Source organism: Vibrio sp. B172a, from assembly GCF_030248355.1.
GTDB classification, from domain to species: domain Bacteria; phylum Pseudomonadota; class Gammaproteobacteria; order Enterobacterales; family Vibrionaceae; genus Vibrio; species Vibrio owensii.
In genome coordinates, this window is the sequence record NZ_JAHGAC010000035.1 from 196,816 (window position 1) to 215,365 (window position 18,550).

An 18,550-nucleotide genomic window follows, 5' to 3' on the forward strand; every position below is an offset into this window, starting at 1 on the left:
CTATCTAATTATTATTTGGTTCAAATGACTCGTACATATCAACAATCGTTGAGTAATAATTTTTGCTTTCTAGATAGTGCCGCACGTCTTTATTGATGGCAGGAGATAGGAACGCGCCGACGAACATACCTTGGTCTAGCGAGAGAATTTTTGTGGACGTCTCCCCTTTTGCATTAATAGCGTCGTACCATCCGTAAGGCGTCTCCAACTGCGGGTAGTAATCAATCACCGTCTTTAACAAACTCACAGCTTCAAATGGTTTAACCATGTATGAAAGAGCAAGCGCATGAGGCGTGCCTGTATCACCACCAGCAATTTCGTTGTCAAATCGAACTTTGGACTCAGATAATTGCGGAACACCAAACGCGGCGTAACCATCATCAACCGTTGCAGAAGAAGATACGAATGGTATTTGGTTGTGAATAGCGTGGTACTTTTGTACTTCCGTCATATCTTCAATGATGGAAAAGTCAGGCATCAATGTGCGCTCTTCTAACCAAATCATGGACAGCATGCCTTGGAAATAAGCTCCGTCCCAAGTCAACATCGGTGTCAGTTTTTTGCCACCTAAGTAGTAGTCATGGGTATATAACTCCATGTTGTTAAATGCACTGGCGGGAACAGGATTTGTAGTATTTTGAGTGACCAAGTGAGCCCAAACTGGAGCCAATCGGCTTTCGTTCGCCTTGCGGTCTATATGGTAAGTAAGTGGCGCATTATTTTTGGCAGACCAACCTGAGTAAAGCAAGCCTTTGTCTTCATCGTAGAGTTCAGACCAACCTTCTATTTGACTGTTTAGTATTGCTTCGACTTTTGAAACAACAAGCTGTTCTGATTTATCTTTCGAGTCAATATATGCCCCCGCAACACCAGACAATGCAAAAGCAAGGTTGGCATTGTCGACGGCTGGTACAATTCCATCCTTATTTGGCTTGAGTTGGTCGCCTTCAATATCATAAGGCCAGTAGAACAGACCTTTCCACGTTGGTGCATTTGCTAATGCATCAAGGGTTTCATGAATGCGAGCTAAAGCATCGACATTGCCATTCTTCTGGGCTTCAACTAGCACATTTAAATACAAGCCAATTTCGGTAGTATTTACATAGTTAGCATGCTCAATGTTTCCATCTTTATCGACAAAAATAGTGTCGTAAGGAACCTTAGCTTTTTGATCAACTCCGACACCATCTACAAAGAAATCCAAGTTTTTTTGCAGATGCTGCTCAAATCCTACCGGATAGAGTTGCGGATTAACGGTAAGTTCAGTGATTGTGACATCAGCGAACGCAGACATGCTGGCCATTAGGGTAGAGGCAGCAAAAAGGCTTTTTTTTATCATTTCTCGTTCCGACCTTTGCGTATAAACGTTTCACCACGGATATTCCCATTGGGGTAACATTTCTCGCAATGTGGTCATTTATCATTTGTGATAACGAGATTGTTGAATGCATTTTAAATGCTTAAACCTTTAAGCATTTAAGCGAAAACGTGTGAGAAATCTATCAAGTAGGACAATGAGTAAATGATATGCAACAAAGGAAGTTTATAGAGAAATAAAGCCAACTTACGAGTATCAAGTTGGCTTCAAAAGGCGAGTTTGACGAGCTTAAAAATCGTACTGGAAGTAGATCGTATTGTAGTTACTGCCGCCTTTGATACGACCAAACTGTGATGCGTTCTCGAAGATCGCACTGCGGTGATGCAGTGAGTAGCCGACCCACATGTTCTCCCAGTCTTTTTGGTTGAACAGGTCACCGACGTTTACATCCAATGAGAAATCGAGATAGTTGAGCAAGTTGCTTGGTGTGTAGCCCTTCTCTTCCATCTCTGTCCCTTCGATATAGGTAATGTTATCGATGTAAGACATACCTTCTGCAACACCAAAACGCCATTTCGTAGGCCAATTAAAGGTGTAATACGCTTTAATCGCCATCACGTATTCAGTGCTAGAAGATTGCACGTCTGACGACCAATGGTGAACAAGACCTGGAGTTAGATAGATATCTAGAGGTAAGCCAAATAGCTCGTCTGTCAGCGGATGCCCGTAGAAGAACGACGTCAGTTGGTTATTGTATTCGTCTTTCTCAGCATTGAACTTAAAGATGTCACCCATGTTCGAAGGTGTTGCCCAGCCATGTGCAATTCGAAGATACGGACGATTACGCAAATCTGACTTGCGCTCTTTGCCTTTATCATTGAAGAAGCCAAAGCCAACGAACACTTCACCTTGGTAACGATCTTCCACAATTTGGCTGTTGTACGCTTCACTATCCAGACGAGTGATGCTGGTTTCACCCAATAGATACAGGTTAGAAATTACGTGGTAACGTGCTTTGATACCCAAATTCGCATCAATACCCGCACCAATTTTCTCACCTGTTGAATCTTTAAATGAGTAGTACGAACTGTTGAAGTCGGCATCTTTATAACGAATGGTAAAAGAGGGTTCTAACTCCCAATCGCCCAATTCATAATTAGCAGCGATACGGTAGTTAGAGTGAAATTGAAATTCGTCATCCGTCATAACTTCAAATTCAGCGCGCCAGTTTTCGTCGAAGTTATAACGAATTTGGCCACCGAAATCGACACGATCTCCTTCAAACGCATTTTGAATGGATTTAGGAATATCAACAAAACGTAAGCGCATGATGGCACTGGTACGCCAGTTAGAATCGCTCTCATCAAATAAGAACACACCGCCTTCGATACCGTCGATGTACAGGTGTTCGTTTTCAAAGAACATCATTGGCACAAACGTGCTCACCGTTGAGTCATCATTGGCTGTATAAAACGGGATCGATGCCGTTCGGTACATTGCCGCAATGCCCCACTCTTGCTCCGCGTGCTTTGTTTCAGCCGACGCCGAACCGCTCAGCAATAAACCAGAACATACTAACGATGCTCCTACTAGGTGTTTCATAGCTCTCCTATGTCACTGTAATTTGAGAAGGTCTCGATTGAAAAAGAGTATATCTGACTTTGGTCTAAGATCGGGTAAAAATTCCTACAAGACTCCGTCTCCCCTCATATCACAGTACAAACCTTGAGCAATTTATAAATTTATTTTGAATTAACGTCAAATATTCAATTAATTGCACTTAAACATATCACTTAATTATCTTTACTCTGCACTCGCATTCCTTATGCAAATAAATACACATAATAAAAGGTAAACTATGCGAAACGTCACTTTATTAACGCTTGCGCCCTTCGCTTTTGCTTCACATGCAGCACAAATTCTGGACCATTCACAAACGGATCTATCTACAGCACTCAATAACACACAACGAGCGTCCTATTCCGCAGCGAACACGAAGTTGAGTTATCGAGACATCAATCGAGTCGAGATCGGTAACCAAATTTTGGTTCGCAAACAGCAACTCCATTACGGCATACCGGTTTACGGACACTCCGTTGTGGCCGATCTCTCTACTCGAGGATTTGCTCAACCTGTCGATGGTGATGTTGTTGTCGGCATTGAGAGCGATATTGATTCAACCCTACCTATGATCAGTGGCAAGCAAGCCATTGAGATCGCGATAGGCAATCGCCTAGGCTTCGCCGCAAGCAAATCTCCAAGTAATGAAAACTCGCCAAATGATGACGCTCAGGCAGAATTAATGGTCTGGCTAGATGAACAACAAACCGCGCGATTGATTTACAAAGTCGATGCAATCCAGATTAAGAATTTCCGCCCTTCTCGCCCTATCACTTTGGTCGATGCAAAATCAGGTGAGATCGTCGACCAATGGGATGGGATTGCGTTTTTGGAAGCCGAAGGACCGGGAGGCAACCGAAAAAGCGGCCGTTACTACTTTGGTCCCAACACCAAGTTTGGTGGATTCCAAGTTAATCAATACTGCCAAATGGACAGCGAAAACGTCATTACCCTCAACATGAACAACCAACAATGGGGTGGGCAAGTTCATCGTTTTGACTGTAACGTGAATAACTATCGAGAAGTAAATGGCGCCTACGCTCCAATGAATGACGCGCATTACTTTGGTCAACGCGTATTTGATATGTACCAAGATTGGATTGGTGCTCGCCCTATTCGTCAAAAGCTGACAATGCGTGTCCACTACGGTTCGAACTATGGGAATGCTTTTTGGGATGGTCGCCAAATGACCTTTGGTGACGGCAATAACTCAATGTACCCACTGGCAACGTGGGACGTTATTGCTCATGAGGTTAGCCATGGCTTTACCGAGCAAAACTCTGGGTTGGAATACCGTGGCATGTCGGGCGGAATGAATGAGTCCTTTTCCGATGTCGCCGCAGCAGCACTCAGCCAATATGTGCATGGCAGCTTTAATTGGAAGATGGGCGAACACGTGATGAAATACTCGCCCGCTATGCGTTACTTCATCAACCCAAGCCATGACGGTTCTTCGATCGACCATATCAACCAATACTACAATGGCATCGATGTTCACCACAGCTCAGGCATTTTCAACAAAGCCTTCTACCATTTGGCAATGAGCCCAAATTGGAATATCAAGAAAGCATTTATTGCTTATGCGACGGCCAACCAACTTTACTGGCAACCAAACTCGAACTTCCAACAAGGTGCGGAAGGCGTTTGTAAAGCAGCACAAAAACTCGGATACGATGGCTCTGCAGTAACCTCTGCGTTCGCAGAAGTTGGTGTGCAAGTAATGAACTGTGGCGACGCTCAACCAACGCCAACACCGACCCCAGATCCAGAGCAAGGGACGACAGAGTTGGAGATCAATATGCCAACACCTGTTGAAATCACACCGAATGGCGAACAGCAGTTTGTATTGCGTCAGTCTCCGGCTGATGAGGTATGGGTGCAAACTTACAATGGTTACGGCAATGTCGACATGTATGTTGCAATCGACCGTCCAGCAACACTTTCTGACTACGACTGCGTTTCGACTAACCAAGGTAACCACGAGTATTGCGGTTTCAGTGGTATTAAAGGAGCAGATATCTACGTGCTCGCGGCGAACACTCAAGGCTCATCAGACGTTTACGTGGCAGTGAGCGCAGAGTTAGAAGCGCCCCAACCAGAGCCGGTTCCACAAGATCAGTGTGCAGACCTAGAAGAGTGGTCTCCGTACTATTACTACCCTGCGGGCACGGCGGTGAAATACTGGGGCAATCACTTTGTCGCCTCACAAGACAACTGGGGTGCGAATCCATTCGACAACTATTGGCTATGGACTTTTGAAGGCAGCTGCCAATAACCTAGCCTCCCCCCTTTAACAATGAGCTCGGAAACGAGCTCTTTTTCATTGGTTGATTACTCTGCACGCAATCAAACACGAAACGGTCAAAATTCTCTCTTCTCTCAGCAATGAGATTTAGATTTTTGCCAGATTCGCCGATACAATAGAAAACCAATGACCAAAGCCGCAGTTTATCGTGAAAGCATCCGAACTCATCTCCATAATCAACAACTTGCCGGAAGGTAGCGACCCCGATATAGTGATGGGTGAAGAATGGCTACCAGAACGCTTGGAAAGCACCACTCTTGATGGTGACATGCTGTTTATGCATTTCGATAACGCACCAGAAGATGGCCAAGGCGAAGAAGAAGGTCGCGGTTTTGTTGATCATGAAATCGACCTGATCCGTACTCGTCTACAGCAAATTCTCGATGAAGACAGCGACAATGCATCTAAAGCCGATGCTATGTTAGGTTTATTTCTGATGGGACATGAACTTAGTAGCTCGCAAGTTATCGAAATACTCGAAGAAGATTCAGAACACTGATTCATTATATTAAGGAACCGCTTTGCCAACATCGCTCAACACCAACGAACTTTCCTCTCTTCCTCTGATTGTTGCCGGTCCGATTTTAAGAAAAGTCACCGCGACGGAAGTGAACATTTGGTTGGTGACGACGCAACCTCTCGAAGGCTTGGTTGAAATCAGCGATGCAACCACTGGGGCACAGTATTACTCTCAAACAATATCGCCAGAGCATCTATTACAAGTTGGTAAACGCGCTTGGGTTTGCATGCTCACGCTGCAAGGTGAGTTTCCTACCCATCAAGCATTGCACTATCAAATCCATACCCAATCCGGTTTGCTAACCGAGTTGATGCCCCACCTTGACTACGGTGAAGACACAGATTCAGCACGAGGTGTGGAGTTCCTAATCAGTGAAAAAGCCGATTATGTCCTGCATGGTTCATGTCGTAACCCACATCATTTTAGTAAAGACACTTTGGTCCAAGCTGACACAAAAGTAGCTAGCCAACCGATAGAAGACCGCCCTGATATGCTCATCATGAGCGGCGACCAAATCTATGCCGATCATGTAGCAGGTCCAATGCTGGATGCGATTGAGCAATTAGTCGAGTTACTAGGCTTGCCTGATGAAGAGTTCGCTCAAGCACCAATAAAAAACACGCAAGAACTGTATCAAAACCCAGATTGCTTTTATGGCCGAGACAACATTCTGCCTCACTACGTGGACGATGGCAGCTTACTTAGCAAGTTCTTTCCCCATCGTGGCACCCCTATTTTCAGTTCACGTGAATGCGAAAACCATCTCATCAGTTTTGCAGAACTTTTTGCGATGTACCTGCTCGTTTGGTCTCCAGTACCATGGACGTTAGTCAATCGTGAGCGTTTATTGGAAAGAGAGTTTACAACGGGCGGAAAAGCGTTAGAGCCGAAATGGCAGCAACATTGGCGTGATGAGAAAGTCCATATCGATGCGTTTGTCGAAGGCTTGGATAAAGTCCAGCGGTTACTCGCTCACGTTCCTACTTACATGATCTTTGATGACCATGACGTGACCGACGATTGGAACCTAACGGTTGGCTGGGAAAAAGCAGCCAATGAGAACCTCTTCTCGCATCGTATCATCGGTAACAGCCTGATCGCTTACTGGCTATGCCAAGGTTGGGGAAACGCGCCAGAAAAATTCAACGCCCCGTTTATGGAACATGCGCGCCGTTACTTTGAAGAGCTGACTTCAGAATCTCAAGACGAATTCATAAAGTACCTCTATCGTTTTGAAGATTGGCACTACACGATTCACACCTCACCAAAAGTGGTGGTATTGGATACACGTACTCGCCGTTGGCGTTCAGAATCACGCATGAATAAACCGTCGGGCTTGATGGATTGGGAAGCTTTGATTGAATTCCAACAAGAGTTGATGCATCAAGACAAAGTGATAATCGTCTCTGCTGCGCCCATGTTTGGTGTGAAATTTATTGAGACGCTACAACGCATCATGACCAGTTTTGGTCAGCCGCTGTTGATTGACGCGGAAAACTGGATGGCGCATCCGGGCAGTGCGAATACTTTGATCAGTATTTTCACTCACACCAAAACCCCAACTAACTTCGTGATTCTCTCTGGCGATGTACACTACTCTTTCGCCTATGACATCAAGTTGCGTTTTCGCCGTAATAGTCCAAACATCTATCAGATCACTTGTAGTGGGATTAAGAACCAGTTTCCAGCGCAACTTCTGAGCGCATGTGATGCAATGGATCGTCTGCTGTATAGCCCTCGATCACCATTGAACTTGTTTACCAAACGTAAGCGTTTGAAGATTTTTAAACGCGCACCAAGCAACCACAATTTTTATCGACTCGTGAACCAAAGTGCGATTGGCGAGCTGAGATTGGATGAAGACGGAAAGCCAAATAATATCAGTATCTTAACGAGTAAAGGTGATTCAATCGATTTCCCGCCGACAAAGGTTGAGGAATAAATCCGCTTTTTGGCGGTCAAATACTGTATTGAGCAAAAATGTCATCTCAATCGTATGAGATCTTGATCAAATTTCATCAAGACCTTGAGATTTGCTCAAACCATTACCATCTTAAATAAATAGATAACAGCTTGGTGCTCAACATGTTTAATTCGCTTACTTCATTATTTAAACAACTTATAGAAGGCTCGGACCTTAGCCAATCCAACACGCTGTCACCCAATATGGCGATAGCCTGCTTGCTTTGTGAAGTTGCTGGTGCAGACCATCAAATCGATGAAAGAGAGCAAGCAACCAAACGCTCTTTGATCATGAAATTGCTTTCCCTAACGGAAGAAGAGACCGACACCCTATTAAATCAGGCTCAGAACAGATCGAGTGAATCGACTTCCCTTTATGACTTTACGTCTCAACTGCGTGAACTTTCACAAGAAACCCGCTATGAGCTGATTAAGAGTATGTGGGAAGTAGCATACGCTGACGGTGAAATTGATCCACTGGAAGATGCCGTAATTCGCAAAACAGCGGAGCTACTCTACGTCGACCACAGCGACTTTATCCGAGCGAAATTGCAGTCTCAGTAAAGCGCTACCTCAATAAAATACAGTCTCAACAAAAATAAGAACCAATAAAAAACGCGCTTCATGAGCGCGTTTTTTGTATCTCTAGGCTGGATTTGACCGAATCAAACATCGTCATCTCCGCAAGAGTCTAACCAACATTGTTGTTATTTATTAATAACTAATTTAGAGCTGGCTTATGACGAGCAGACTGAAATCCAATGAAATATTTATGAAAACAGAAACTTATAGCATGGTCAGTGCAAGTTTCGCCAAGTTGTATGCATCCACATAACCGGAATGCTGACGACCTTCCCACTCGATACCTTTGGCTTCTTGCGCCGCTCTGTGTCCAATACGTTTTTCTTTAAGACGATTTTGAATGCGGTACAAGGTTGCTAGGTTAATGAACTCGGTAAATGGCGCATCAAGGCCTTTTTGTTGGCACTCTTCAAGCAAGATAAGGTCATCACGTCCCCATGATGCGTAAATCTTATTGCGGCCGCCGAAGTTCTTCAGCATCGATTTAAGTACTTCTTCTAGTGGTCGACCTTGCTTTTCAATCTTGCGCGGTGTGATGCCAGTTAACTCGGCGCAAAACAGAGACACTTCATCGTGTTCTGGTTTCACATAGTATTGCGCGCGCTTTACGATTTCACCTTTCGACAAATCTATTTCAGCCAAACCAACTTCAATGATTTCGCCCGTGCGACCCACGCCGTTTTCATTCCAGCAGCACATTTCTAAATCGAAGCAGACGATACGGTTATGGTTCATAGTTTGTCTTGATTCCTAACGTAAATTTGAAAGCGTGAGATTCTACCGTAACCAATATCAAAACTCGAATTTGCTCGCTGAATTAATCGCCGATCGATACAGAGTTTCGACCATTTTCCTTACTTTGGTAGAGCTGCACGTCCATTTTGTGGAACAAACTCTCAGGATCTTCATCTTTGTGCACCGCAGCACCGATGCTCAGCGAACAAATGATTGGCGTATTTTCGTAGTCAAACGGAGAGCTCGCCACTATCCCACGCAGCTTATCTAAGTAGATGGCCAACTCTTCTTTATCCGTCACTCGCGATAAAATGCAGAACTCATCGCCACCTGCACGGTAAAAGCGGTCGCCATCAAGCAGATTTGCGTTCACCAACTTGGTTACGTGCAATAACGCTTCATCCCCGGCCAAGTGCCCATATTTGTCGTTAATTAGCTTAAAACGGTCAATGTCGAAGCCCACTAAAGAAAACTTCACGTCACTATTAATGTAGTGCAGTAAGTTATCGTTAAATACGCGTCGGTTCAGTAATTGGGTCAACGGATCTAACTCTGCCATGCGTTTTAGCTCCACCGTTTTATTGTCAAGCATCACCGCAAGGCGTTCCTTCTCGCGAGACTGTAGATTAACGATATAGCTAATCAAGAAGGCGATAACCAAACCCGCGATGCCAGTACCATACAGTACTGAACGCTCCCACGCAGATACGGATTCAGAAAGTTTAAACTCGATGACCCAATCTCGGTTTGGCAAATGAATGGTACGGCTGATGATCTTACCGTTTAGAGCGTCCCAGTTTTCACTCTTAAACAACAGAGGGTCGTCGTAAGCATCAAATCCCTTATCTTCAACCTTGACGGACATATCCAATTCCGTTGCCGTCTTTGTGATCAGTTGATCGAAGTAAGCTGTGCTGCGCACTACCCCAACAACGACACCAAGCAATTCTTGTTTGTCGAAGCTGAATACTGGGTGATAAACCAATAAACCGGTTTTCTCTAGTGACTGGTCATAACCATCTTGTAATAGACGAACTTTGTCTGAAATGTTGGCTCTGTCATGAGTGATGATGTCATCTAAGATCAACTCAAAACGCAGACGTGAGGAATAAAAGCCAAGCAAAGACAGGTTGGTGGCGGTTCTTGGATAGATATCGGTCGCCACATAAGCAGGCGCATCATCTTTAAGGATGTATCCGAATGTCTTCTCGCCATCCTTGGGTACAGTAAAGATCTGAAAGTCTGGGAAAGTTTGACGTGTTTTAGCGAGGTAACTTTCTAACTCACTTGGCCCAACACGTTGCATCCATTGTAAAGCAATCAAACTCTCTGAGCTGCCCACTACTTGCTTCGCATAGTAAGGAAATTGCGTCCAGTAAGACTTATCAACGGAGTGAAAAAAGTTCGCACCCGCACCGATGAACTCAAGATCGTTTTCTACGGCAAGTTTTAGAGATTCCGCTTGGCGGTCAGCCAAGGTATCAAAGATGGTCATGGTGTAACGCTGTTGAATTTTGTAAGCAACACCAACCATGCCAGCGGTAACGATAATGACCGTAATAAAGGCTACAATAGAAGCAGAATATCGTTTGAAAATGCTCTGTTGAGCCGTGCTATATGTCATTTCGTGTTCCACGTTTTTTGCGTGCAATGCTTCGATAATGATGGAAATACTGCGCCACATGTGGGTAAACATCAAGCAACAACGTTTGCCGCTCCGTCTAATCGTTGATTTTTCATGCTAATCATGCGGTATATTCACGAATTATTACAGTCTTAAGCCTTGAATATGCTACCATCCACCATCATTTTAATGTCTAAACTTGGTGCAGGTCGCAAAGACGATCCTTTTAGTAAACACATGAGCCAATACTGAGCACCAATAAATCAATAGAAAGAGAAAAAACGTCATGAACATTGATTTGAACCTAATTCCTCAAACGTTCGATATGCTGCATGCTGGTTTGGCAGCTTCGAGTGTTTTACTTCTTCTGATCGCGGTATCGCGCAAATCAAAAGTGGTCGAGAAAGTGGTAGAAAAACCGGTCGAGAAAATCGTCGAGGTTGAGAAGCCAGTTGAGAAGATCGTTGAAGTAGAAAAAGTAGTGGAAGTAGAGAAAGTCGTAGAGCGTGTTGTAGAAGTTGAATCAAAACTTGCAACAGCGTCAACGGACTCTGCAATGCAGCTGCTTTCTATCATGCAACAAGAAGCTCGCCTGATTGACTTCCTAAAAGAAGACCTAACGTCATTCTCTGATGAAGAAGTAGGCGCGGCCGCTCGCGTAATCCACACTGGCGGTCAGAAAGTACTGAACGATTACGTGACGCTAGCGCACGTTCGTAACGAAGACGAAGAAACTCGCATTACGGTTGAAGAAGGCTTCAACCCACAAGAAATCCGCCTAACTGGCAACGTAACAGGCAGCGCGCCATTCAACGGCACGCTAGTTCACAAAGGTTGGAAAGCAACATCAATGACGTTGCCTAAACTGGCTGAGAACTACGATGCATCTGTGATCGCTCCAGCTGAGGTTGAGCTGTAATGGAACACATGAACCAAGAAAACCATTCTCAAGAAGCGTCTGTTGAAACTCAACAGACGCCTAAATTCAGTGTTGGTATCGACTTAGGTACAACACACTGTGTCATGTCTTTTGTTGATACACACAACGAGGACGCTCGCGTTGAAGTGATGCCTATCCCGCAGTTGACTGCGCCGGGCACGGTAGAGACTCGCAGCCAATTAGGATCTTTCCTATACCAGCCGCACGAGCACGAAATGAACCCGCAATCACGCGTTCTTCCGTGGTCGAGCGAGCCAAAAGCTCTGGTTGGTGCAATTGCACGTAACCTAGGTTCGAAAACGCCAATTCGCCTTGTTGCAAGTGCGAAATCTTGGCTTTGCCACGCTGGTGTGAATCGTCGTGATGCCTTCCTACCAGCAGGTAGCCCAGAAGAAGTGGAAAAAGTATCCCCTCTTCGTGCGACAGAGCTTTACCTAGAGCACCTAAAAGATGCTTGGAATCACACGAATCCAAATCACAACCTTGCCGATCAAGACGTGACTATTACGGTTCCTGCTTCTTTTGATCCTGCTGCTCGCGATCTAACAGCAGAAGCAGCACGCAACGTTGGTTTTGTGCACCTAACGCTTCTCGAAGAGCCACAAGCTGCGCTTTACAACTGGATTGATAACAGCGACGACAAATGGCGCGACGAAGTTGAAGTTGGCGACATCGTGCTTGTGGTCGATATCGGTGGTGGTACAACCGACCTTTCTTTGGTTGAAGTAACTGAAGACGATGGCAACCTAACTCTGAACCGCATCGCGGTAGGTGAACACATCCTACTTGGCGGTGACAACATGGATCTTGCACTTGCGTACCGCTTGAAGATGAAGCTAGCGCAAGAAGGCAAAGAGCTACAGCCATGGCAAGTTCAGGCGATGACGCATGCATGTCGTGACGCGAAAGAAGCGCTATTGAACGACAGCGAACTTCAGTCAGTGCCAATCGTAGTACCAAGCCGTGGTTCTAAACTGCTTGGCGCAACGCTGAAAACAGAACTGACTCAAGAAGAAGTACAACAAACACTGGTTGACGGCTTCTTCCCTCAAGTTGCGATTACTGACCACCCTGTTCAACGTAACCGTGGTGCACTAACGCAAATGGGTCTGCCTTACGCACAAGATGCAGGCATCACTCGTCACATTGCTGCATTCTTGTCTAAGCAAGCTAATGCCCTTTCTGCTTCAGGAAATGGCGCAGAAGCAGCAGCTCAAGATTTCAACCCATTCGCTAACATGCCTGGTATGCCAGGTGCGGATGCAGCCCAATCAGCTGACTTCATCAAGCCAACCGCAATCCTATTCAACGGTGGTGTTCTGAAATCGAAACTTCTAGCAACTCGTCTAGAAGACACGATCAACGAATGGCTAATTGAAGCAGATGCAGAAATGGCGAAACGCCTAACAGGTGTGGATCTAGACCTTGCAGTTGCTAGCGGTGCAGCTTACTACGGCTCTGTACGTCGTGGTCAAGGCGTTCGTATCCGTGGTGGTATTGCTTCGGCGTACTACGTGGGTATCGAAAGTGCGATGCCAGCGATTCCGGGCATGGCGCCTCCAATGGAAGCACTTTGTGTTGCACCATTTGGTATGGAAGAAGGCTCAAGCGTTGACGTACCAAGCCAAGAGTTTGGTTTGATCATCGGTCAGCCAGTTAACTTCCAATTCTTCGGCTCAACGGTTCGTCGTGATGACCTAGCAGGTACTCACCTAGACTACTGGGCACCAGAAGAGCTTGAAGAGCTACCAGAAATTCAAGTAACACTGCCTGTATCTGAAGGTCGCCGTGAAGGTGAAGTGGTTCCGGTAACTCTAGCCTCTCGCGTGACAGAGCTTGGTACGCTTTACTTAGAAGCCATTGCCGCTGATAACGGTCAAAAATGGCATGTTGAGTTCGATGTGCGCGAAGACGCGAAAAGCAACTCAAACGAAGAAGAATAAATAGAAATCAAACGGCATCCAATCGGGTGCCGTTTTTAAATACACGAAGGTTTGTATGGCATCTCCTCGTTTTCTTGTTGGTATTGACCTTGGCACCACAAACACTGTGGTGGCGTATTGTGAAATCACCGACAACCTTGAACAATCCGAAGTATCCCTATTCGACATCGACCAATTAATTGGTCCGGGTGAAGTGGTTCGTAAACCATTACTGCCCTCTTTCCGCTATCACCCTGCGGTTGGTCAAATCTCCCCTTCTGACCTAACACTCCCTTGGGAAAACGAACCTGTCTCTGGCGACATTAGTAATGTGATCGTGGGTGAATGGGCTCGTGAATTAGGCGCAAAGGTGGAAGGACGTCAAGTATCCAGTGCTAAAAGCTGGCTATCGCACCAAGCAGTGGATCGTAGTTCAGACATTCTTCCTTGGGCTGGTGCGCAAGACGTAGATAAAGTCTCACCCGTTATTGCCAGCGCAAGCTACCTCAACCACATTCGTCAAGCATGGAACTACCGTCACCCTAGCAATAAGCTAGAAGACCAAGATGTGGTTGTGACCGTTCCAGCGTCGTTCGATGAAACCGCTCGTAAGCTCACGCTTGAAGCGGCTGAGCTGGCAGGGTTAAAGAAAATCGTCTTGCTCGAAGAGCCACAAGCCGTATGTTACGACTGGTACGCACGCCACCAGCAAACCGCAGCTGATGAACTCAAAGAGTTACCGCTGATTCTGGTGTGTGATGTGGGCGGTGGTACTACCGACTTGAGCTTGATTGAAGCCAGTTTCTCTTCTCAAGATGAACTAGCCCTTGACCGTATTGGTGTTGGCGAGCACTTGATGCTGGGCGGTGACAACCTCGACTTAGCATTAGCGCACCTTGCGGAAAGACGCTTCAACCAGAGTAAGAAGCTCACTGCTGCAAGCCTGACTAAGTTGATTCAACAAACGCGTAAAGCGAAAGAAAATCTGCTTTCAGCAAGTGCACCTGAAGAAGTAAAAATCACCATGCTGGGCAGCGGCTCGAAACTTCTTGGCGGAACAAAAAGTATTGGACTGAGCAAACAAGAAGTGCACCAAATCGCTTTGGATGGCTTCTTCCCGCTTTCTGATTTCAGTGAAGTACCAGACAAACGCCGCAGCGCCGTTGTCGAGTTTGGCCTTCCATACGTTGCTGACCCAGCAGTGAGCAAACACGTAGCCGAGTTCTTAACTCAGCACCAACAAGTTGCTCGTGCCGCTCTTGGCATTGAAGACGACAAACAAAATGCAATTCCGGTAGGTTTGCTACTTAACGGTGGTGTGTTCAATAGTGAACTTGTGACTGAGCGAGTCACTACCCTACTGTCCGATTGGCGAGGCGCTCCGGTTACGGTATTAGATAACCCACATCCAGATTGGTCTGTTGCATTAGGTGCTGTTGCATTTGGTAAAGCGCGTCGTGGTGCACAGCTTAAAATTGGTGGTGGCGCAGCGCGTTCTTACTTCTTGCATCTTCAAGAAAAGAACAAGATGGGCAAAGCGCTCTGTTTACTTGCAAAAGGCACAGAAGAAGGACACGAGATCCGCTTAAGTGGTCGTCGTTTCTCGCTTACCCTAGGTGAACCTGTTCGCTTTAACCTGCTGACTTCTACCCACGACACCTTAACCAATAACACTGCCATTCAAAACGGTGTGATGGTGGACGTTGATCCGGACTTGTTTGCGCCTCTGCCGCCTTATATCACCACCCTTGAAGGTGAAGGTGCCGAACTGCAAGCCAACCAGAAAGAGCGCGTAGAAGTGCAACTGGCGTGTCAGTTGACCGAAGTCGGCACGCTTAAGATGGAATGTGTCAGCGCAGAAGATGACAGCAAACGTTGGGAGCTGGAGTTCGAAGTTCGCAACAAGCAAACCGACGACAGCGAGCAAGTTAAGCTTCACCCTAAACTGAATGAATGTAAGGAGCTGATCGCTCGCCTTTACAGCGGTAACAAGAAAAGCGCAGAAAGCAAAGAGATCAAAACCTTAGCCAAAGATCTTGAGAAGAAACTTGGCAAACGTGACGAGTGGGATTTCACTACCCTACGTCAACTTTTTGATACCTTTGCACAAGGTCGTAAGCGTCGCCGCCGCTCTGAACAACACGAGAAAAACTGGCTTCGTTTGGCTGGTTTTGCTATGCGTCCGGGCTTTGGCGATCCAACCGACTCATGGCGCATTGAACAAGTTTGGGGTCTCTACCAGCAAAACATTCAGTTCAAAAACCATCAAGGCTGGACTGACTGGTGGGTATTCTGGCGTCGTATCGCAGGTGGCTTGAGCCAAGAGCAACAAGAGACCATCTTGGCGGACATCGCGAAATACCTACATCCTGGTGCGATGAAAAACCCACAATCCGCTAAAGCGGCACAAGATATGGGTTACGAGTCGATGGTGCGCTTGTCTGCCTCTCTGGAGCATTTAGAAGTCGAAGACAAAGTTCTATTGGCAACGTGGTTCTTGAGCAAAGCCATCAACCATAACCAGTTCGAACAAGCGCACTGGTGGGCAATGGGTCGCTTGGCATCGCGTACGCCTTTGTATGGCAGTCAGCATAACGTCGTTCCTCGTGAACAAGCGGAACAGTGGTTGCCTAAGCTGTTAGAGCAGAACTGGCAGAAAGAGCCAATGATCGCGTTTGCAGCTGTAATGATTTGTCGTAAAACGGGTGACCGCCTATTCGATATCTCAGACGACTACCGTGAACAGGTACTGGCTAAGTTGAAGCAAAGCAAGGTACCTGAATCTTGGGTATCATTGGTTGAAGAAGTCAAAGAGCTATCTGAGAGCGAATCGAAGCGTATCTTCGGTGATGCACTGCCAAGCGGTCTGACGCTGGTAAATAACTAGGCTCTCACGCTTATAAACGCAACAAAGCCCTTCTCTTGAAGGGCTTTGTTTTATCTGATTCTAATAGCTGACGAAAGACGACTCGTTAGTTCATTTCCGTATTGATTACCACATCACGCGTTTCATTATCCATATCACTGATGCCGACAACTGAGATTTCACGGTCAGATAAATTCTCAATCATGCTGTCTTCTAACCCACCGTCCGTCATCCACGCATAGAATTTTTCCGCAATACGATCCGAACCTTCCCCGACAAACGTTAATGTGACCTTCTTCATTTGTGACACTCCATCAATTTACGATTCAGCCACTTAAGCGTAGTATGTTTCGCAAATATCGACATAAACTAGGACTAACTTCTTATATGAGTATCGAAAAATTTGACGCGATTTATCAGCGCGCTGCTGAGCGTAAAGGTGGTGAAGATCAACTTGAAGCACTTTTGTCTCATCCACTAAGCAAAGAGGAACTGGCTGCGATTCCAGATGACCGTTGGCTGGCCGCTTTTTCGATGAAGGTATTCCAAAGTGGGATTTCGTGGAGCGTGGTTCGCAACAAATGGCCGAACTTCGAAGAAGTGTTCTTCGGATTTAAGATTGAGCCGCTGTTGATGCTGTCAGACGAGCAATGGGAAACCAAAGCAACCGACAAACGCATCATTCGCCACCTCACTAAAGTCATGTCGATTCCTGCCAACGCTCGTATGATCCACGAAGCAAAAATCGAATACGGTTCGTTTGGCAAAATGGTTGCCGATTGGCCGCAAGAGAAAATCACCGACCTATGGGCGTATTTGAAGAAACGCGGTAATCGCCTAGGCGGAAATACAGGCCCTTACACACTGCGTCAAATGGGCGTTGATACCTTCATCTTGTCTAGCGACGTTGAAGCTTACCTGCGTAATTGCAAGATCATTGAAGGTGGCAAAGATACGAAAAAGTCGCTCGACGCCACCAACAAAGCGTTTGTGCAATGGCAACAAGAAAGTGGTAGAAGCCTGTCTGAGATCAGCCAAATCATTGCGTTCAGCACCGGCGACAACCGTATTTAATCCAGACTGGACACAAAATAATAACGGCGCACTAATCAATGTATTTAGTGCGCCGTTTCTATTTTCATTAGTCTATTTCACTTAAGTGCAGACTTACTTTGAAGCCAGTGATTCCCACTCAGTCAGTAGCTGCATAATACGGTGAGAGTCTTCCCATGTTGCACAAGGGGTCTCTAACGATGTACGCCCTCCTTCAACCGCTTGGCGAATATTGCGCACTTGATAGAAGAAAGCATCCCCTGCCGCCGGAACAAACACTTCACGCTTCGACGTCTCGTAAATTTCCACACGAAACTGGTTTTCTTGCGCTGGTAGCCATGGGTTTGAATCTAACGTAATACAGCCTTTGCTACCAAGAATGGTGAATTGGTGTTTCAATCCGTGATCTTCAGCGGTGTGTACGCTCGCGGTTTGTTGCTCACCGAATTGCATCATCAAACTCGATTCACAGATATTCCCATCGTTACCTTGTCGACCAATCGCTGTCATTGAACGGTTCTCAAAGGTTTGTTCACCCAACATGGTTTTCACCACCAAATGCACCAATGACATTGGGTAACAACCTAAATTATACAAAGCACCTTTACTGTCTGGATTAACAAACTGCGCAATCGACGCAATATAAGACGTATGGATAGAACGAAGTTCACCAACCTCTCCCGATTTAAGCACCGAAACCAACTCGCTGATCAACGGGTGATGCAAGTACATCAAACCTTCAGCAAAGAATACCTTGTGCGTTTCGACTGCTTTTAGTGCCAACTCGGTTTTTTCCATATCTACCGAGAGTGACTTTTCACACAGGATCGCTTTCCCCTGCTCTGCCGCTTTAACGATAAAGTCATGATGAAGGTGATTTGGCAATGCGATGTAAATAATGTCGACTTGCTCATCGGCAATCAACGCATCGTAATCGTTGAACGTATTCTCGATGCCATATTGCTCAGCGAATGTCTTTAAGTTCTGCTCCGAACGCCCAGCAACAGCGTACAGTTCACTCTTGTCATCGCCTTGGATTGCCTCAGCCATGACACCTGAGATAAAGCTTGTGCCTAAAATGCCCCATTTCATGTTCACGTCTC

The 18,550-nt window shown here is 46.0% G+C and carries 14 protein-coding genes; 8 read left to right on the forward strand and 6 right to left on the reverse strand.

Annotated elements, in window-relative coordinates:
- Positions 1-4 precede the first annotated feature (4 nt).
- Positions 5-1,339 (reverse strand): glucoamylase family protein, encoded by a 1,335-nt coding sequence (locus KIT90_RS25125; protein ID WP_180825183.1) that lies wholly within the window; start codon positions 1,337-1,339, stop codon positions 5-7.
- A 267-nt stretch (positions 1,340-1,606) separates the two neighbouring features.
- Entirely contained in the window at positions 1,607-2,920 is a 1,314-nt protein-coding gene (locus KIT90_RS25130) for a MipA/OmpV family protein (protein ID WP_285379284.1), read from the reverse strand.
- Positions 2,921-3,176: 256 nt separating this feature from the next.
- Here KIT90_RS25130 and KIT90_RS25135 point away from each other — a divergent pair, with 256 nt between their 5' ends.
- The 4 genes from KIT90_RS25135 (at position 3,177) to KIT90_RS25150 (ending at position 8,289) form a co-directional block, all read left to right on the forward strand.
- Complete coding sequence (locus tag KIT90_RS25135; protein WP_285379285.1) at positions 3,177-5,213, forward strand: M4 family metallopeptidase; 2,037 nt, start codon at positions 3,177-3,179, stop codon at positions 5,211-5,213.
- A gap of 178 nt (positions 5,214-5,391) precedes the next feature.
- A complete protein-coding gene (locus KIT90_RS25140) occupies positions 5,392-5,742 on the forward strand; it encodes a hypothetical protein (protein ID WP_032801968.1) in 351 nt (116 codons plus the stop codon).
- Positions 5,743-5,764: 22 nt separating this feature from the next.
- Positions 5,765-7,705, forward strand: a complete 1,941-nt coding sequence (locus KIT90_RS25145) for an alkaline phosphatase D family protein (RefSeq protein WP_285379286.1) — start codon at positions 5,765-5,767, stop codon at positions 7,703-7,705.
- A gap of 143 nt (positions 7,706-7,848) precedes the next feature.
- Positions 7,849-8,289 (forward strand): TerB family tellurite resistance protein, encoded by a 441-nt coding sequence (locus KIT90_RS25150; RefSeq protein WP_005451837.1) that lies wholly within the window; start codon positions 7,849-7,851, stop codon positions 8,287-8,289.
- Between the two features lie 222 nt (positions 8,290-8,511).
- Here KIT90_RS25150 and KIT90_RS25155 read toward each other — a convergent pair whose 3' ends face one another.
- The gene (locus KIT90_RS25155; protein ID WP_285379287.1) at positions 8,512-9,042 is read right to left on the reverse strand and encodes a 3'-5' exonuclease; all 531 of its coding nucleotides are present in this window, start codon (positions 9,040-9,042) and stop codon (positions 8,512-8,514) included.
- An 82-nt stretch (positions 9,043-9,124) separates the two neighbouring features.
- A complete protein-coding gene (locus tag KIT90_RS25160; RefSeq protein ID WP_285379290.1) occupies positions 9,125-10,666 on the reverse strand; it encodes a sensor domain-containing diguanylate cyclase in 1,542 nt (513 codons plus the stop codon).
- A gap of 286 nt (positions 10,667-10,952) precedes the next feature.
- Between KIT90_RS25160 and KIT90_RS25165 the strand changes: the two genes are divergently transcribed.
- The 3 genes from KIT90_RS25165 to KIT90_RS25175 are packed head-to-tail and all read left to right on the forward strand — an operon-like array spanning position 10,953 to position 16,415.
- Positions 10,953-11,585 (forward strand): DUF2760 domain-containing protein, encoded by a 633-nt coding sequence (locus KIT90_RS25165; RefSeq protein WP_005442696.1) that lies wholly within the window; start codon positions 10,953-10,955, stop codon positions 11,583-11,585.
- A complete protein-coding gene (locus tag KIT90_RS25170) occupies positions 11,585-13,549 on the forward strand; it encodes an Hsp70 family protein (RefSeq protein WP_025766687.1) in 1,965 nt (654 codons plus the stop codon). The genes KIT90_RS25165 and KIT90_RS25170 overlap by 1 nt, the downstream gene beginning before the upstream one ends.
- Before the next feature lie 55 nt (positions 13,550-13,604).
- Positions 13,605-16,415, forward strand: coding sequence for an Hsp70 family protein (locus tag KIT90_RS25175; RefSeq protein WP_285379292.1), 2,811 nt, complete (start codon positions 13,605-13,607; stop codon positions 16,413-16,415).
- An 85-nt stretch (positions 16,416-16,500) separates the two neighbouring features.
- Here the strand turns inward: KIT90_RS25175 and KIT90_RS25180 are convergent, their stop codons facing one another.
- The gene (locus KIT90_RS25180) at positions 16,501-16,695 is read right to left on the reverse strand and encodes a hypothetical protein (RefSeq protein WP_005377692.1); all 195 of its coding nucleotides are present in this window, start codon (positions 16,693-16,695) and stop codon (positions 16,501-16,503) included.
- A gap of 86 nt (positions 16,696-16,781) precedes the next feature.
- On the opposite strand from KIT90_RS25180, the gene KIT90_RS25185 reads away from it, so the two are divergent.
- Positions 16,782-17,468, forward strand: a complete 687-nt coding sequence (locus tag KIT90_RS25185; protein ID WP_005377694.1) for a DNA-3-methyladenine glycosylase I — start codon at positions 16,782-16,784, stop codon at positions 17,466-17,468.
- 93 nt (positions 17,469-17,561) lie between these two features.
- On the opposite strand, the gene KIT90_RS25190 is transcribed toward KIT90_RS25185, so the two are convergent.
- Positions 17,562-18,539, reverse strand: coding sequence for a Gfo/Idh/MocA family protein (locus KIT90_RS25190; RefSeq protein WP_285379294.1), 978 nt, complete (start codon positions 18,537-18,539; stop codon positions 17,562-17,564).
- Positions 18,540-18,550 lie beyond the last annotated feature (11 nt).

What these genes read in the sequence shown, in the direction of transcription:
- KIT90_RS25125 (WP_180825183.1), bottom strand. Translation starts at nt 1,339, where the DNA reads ATGATAAAAAAAAGCCTTTTTGCTGCCTCTACCCTAATGGCCAGCATG.
- KIT90_RS25130 (WP_285379284.1), bottom strand. Translation starts at nt 2,920, where the DNA reads ATGAAACACCTAGTAGGAGCATCGTTAGTATGTTCTGGTTTATTGCTG.
- KIT90_RS25135 (WP_285379285.1), top strand. Translation starts at nt 3,177, where the DNA reads ATGCGAAACGTCACTTTATTAACGCTTGCGCCCTTCGCTTTTGCTTCA.
- KIT90_RS25150 (WP_005451837.1), top strand. Translation starts at nt 7,849, where the DNA reads ATGTTTAATTCGCTTACTTCATTATTTAAACAACTTATAGAAGGCTCG.
- KIT90_RS25155 (WP_285379287.1), bottom strand. Translation starts at nt 9,042, where the DNA reads ATGAACCATAACCGTATCGTCTGCTTCGATTTAGAAATGTGCTGCTGG.
- KIT90_RS25160 (WP_285379290.1), bottom strand. Translation starts at nt 10,666, where the DNA reads ATGACATATAGCACGGCTCAACAGAGCATTTTCAAACGATATTCTGCT.
- KIT90_RS25165 (WP_005442696.1), top strand. Translation starts at nt 10,953, where the DNA reads ATGAACATTGATTTGAACCTAATTCCTCAAACGTTCGATATGCTGCAT.
- KIT90_RS25170 (WP_025766687.1), top strand. Translation starts at nt 11,585, where the DNA reads ATGGAACACATGAACCAAGAAAACCATTCTCAAGAAGCGTCTGTTGAA.
- KIT90_RS25175 (WP_285379292.1), top strand. Translation starts at nt 13,605, where the DNA reads ATGGCATCTCCTCGTTTTCTTGTTGGTATTGACCTTGGCACCACAAAC.
- KIT90_RS25180 (WP_005377692.1), bottom strand. Translation starts at nt 16,695, where the DNA reads ATGAAGAAGGTCACATTAACGTTTGTCGGGGAAGGTTCGGATCGTATT.
- KIT90_RS25185 (WP_005377694.1), top strand. Translation starts at nt 16,782, where the DNA reads ATGAGTATCGAAAAATTTGACGCGATTTATCAGCGCGCTGCTGAGCGT.
- KIT90_RS25190 (WP_285379294.1), bottom strand. Translation starts at nt 18,539, where the DNA reads ATGAAATGGGGCATTTTAGGCACAAGCTTTATCTCAGGTGTCATGGCT.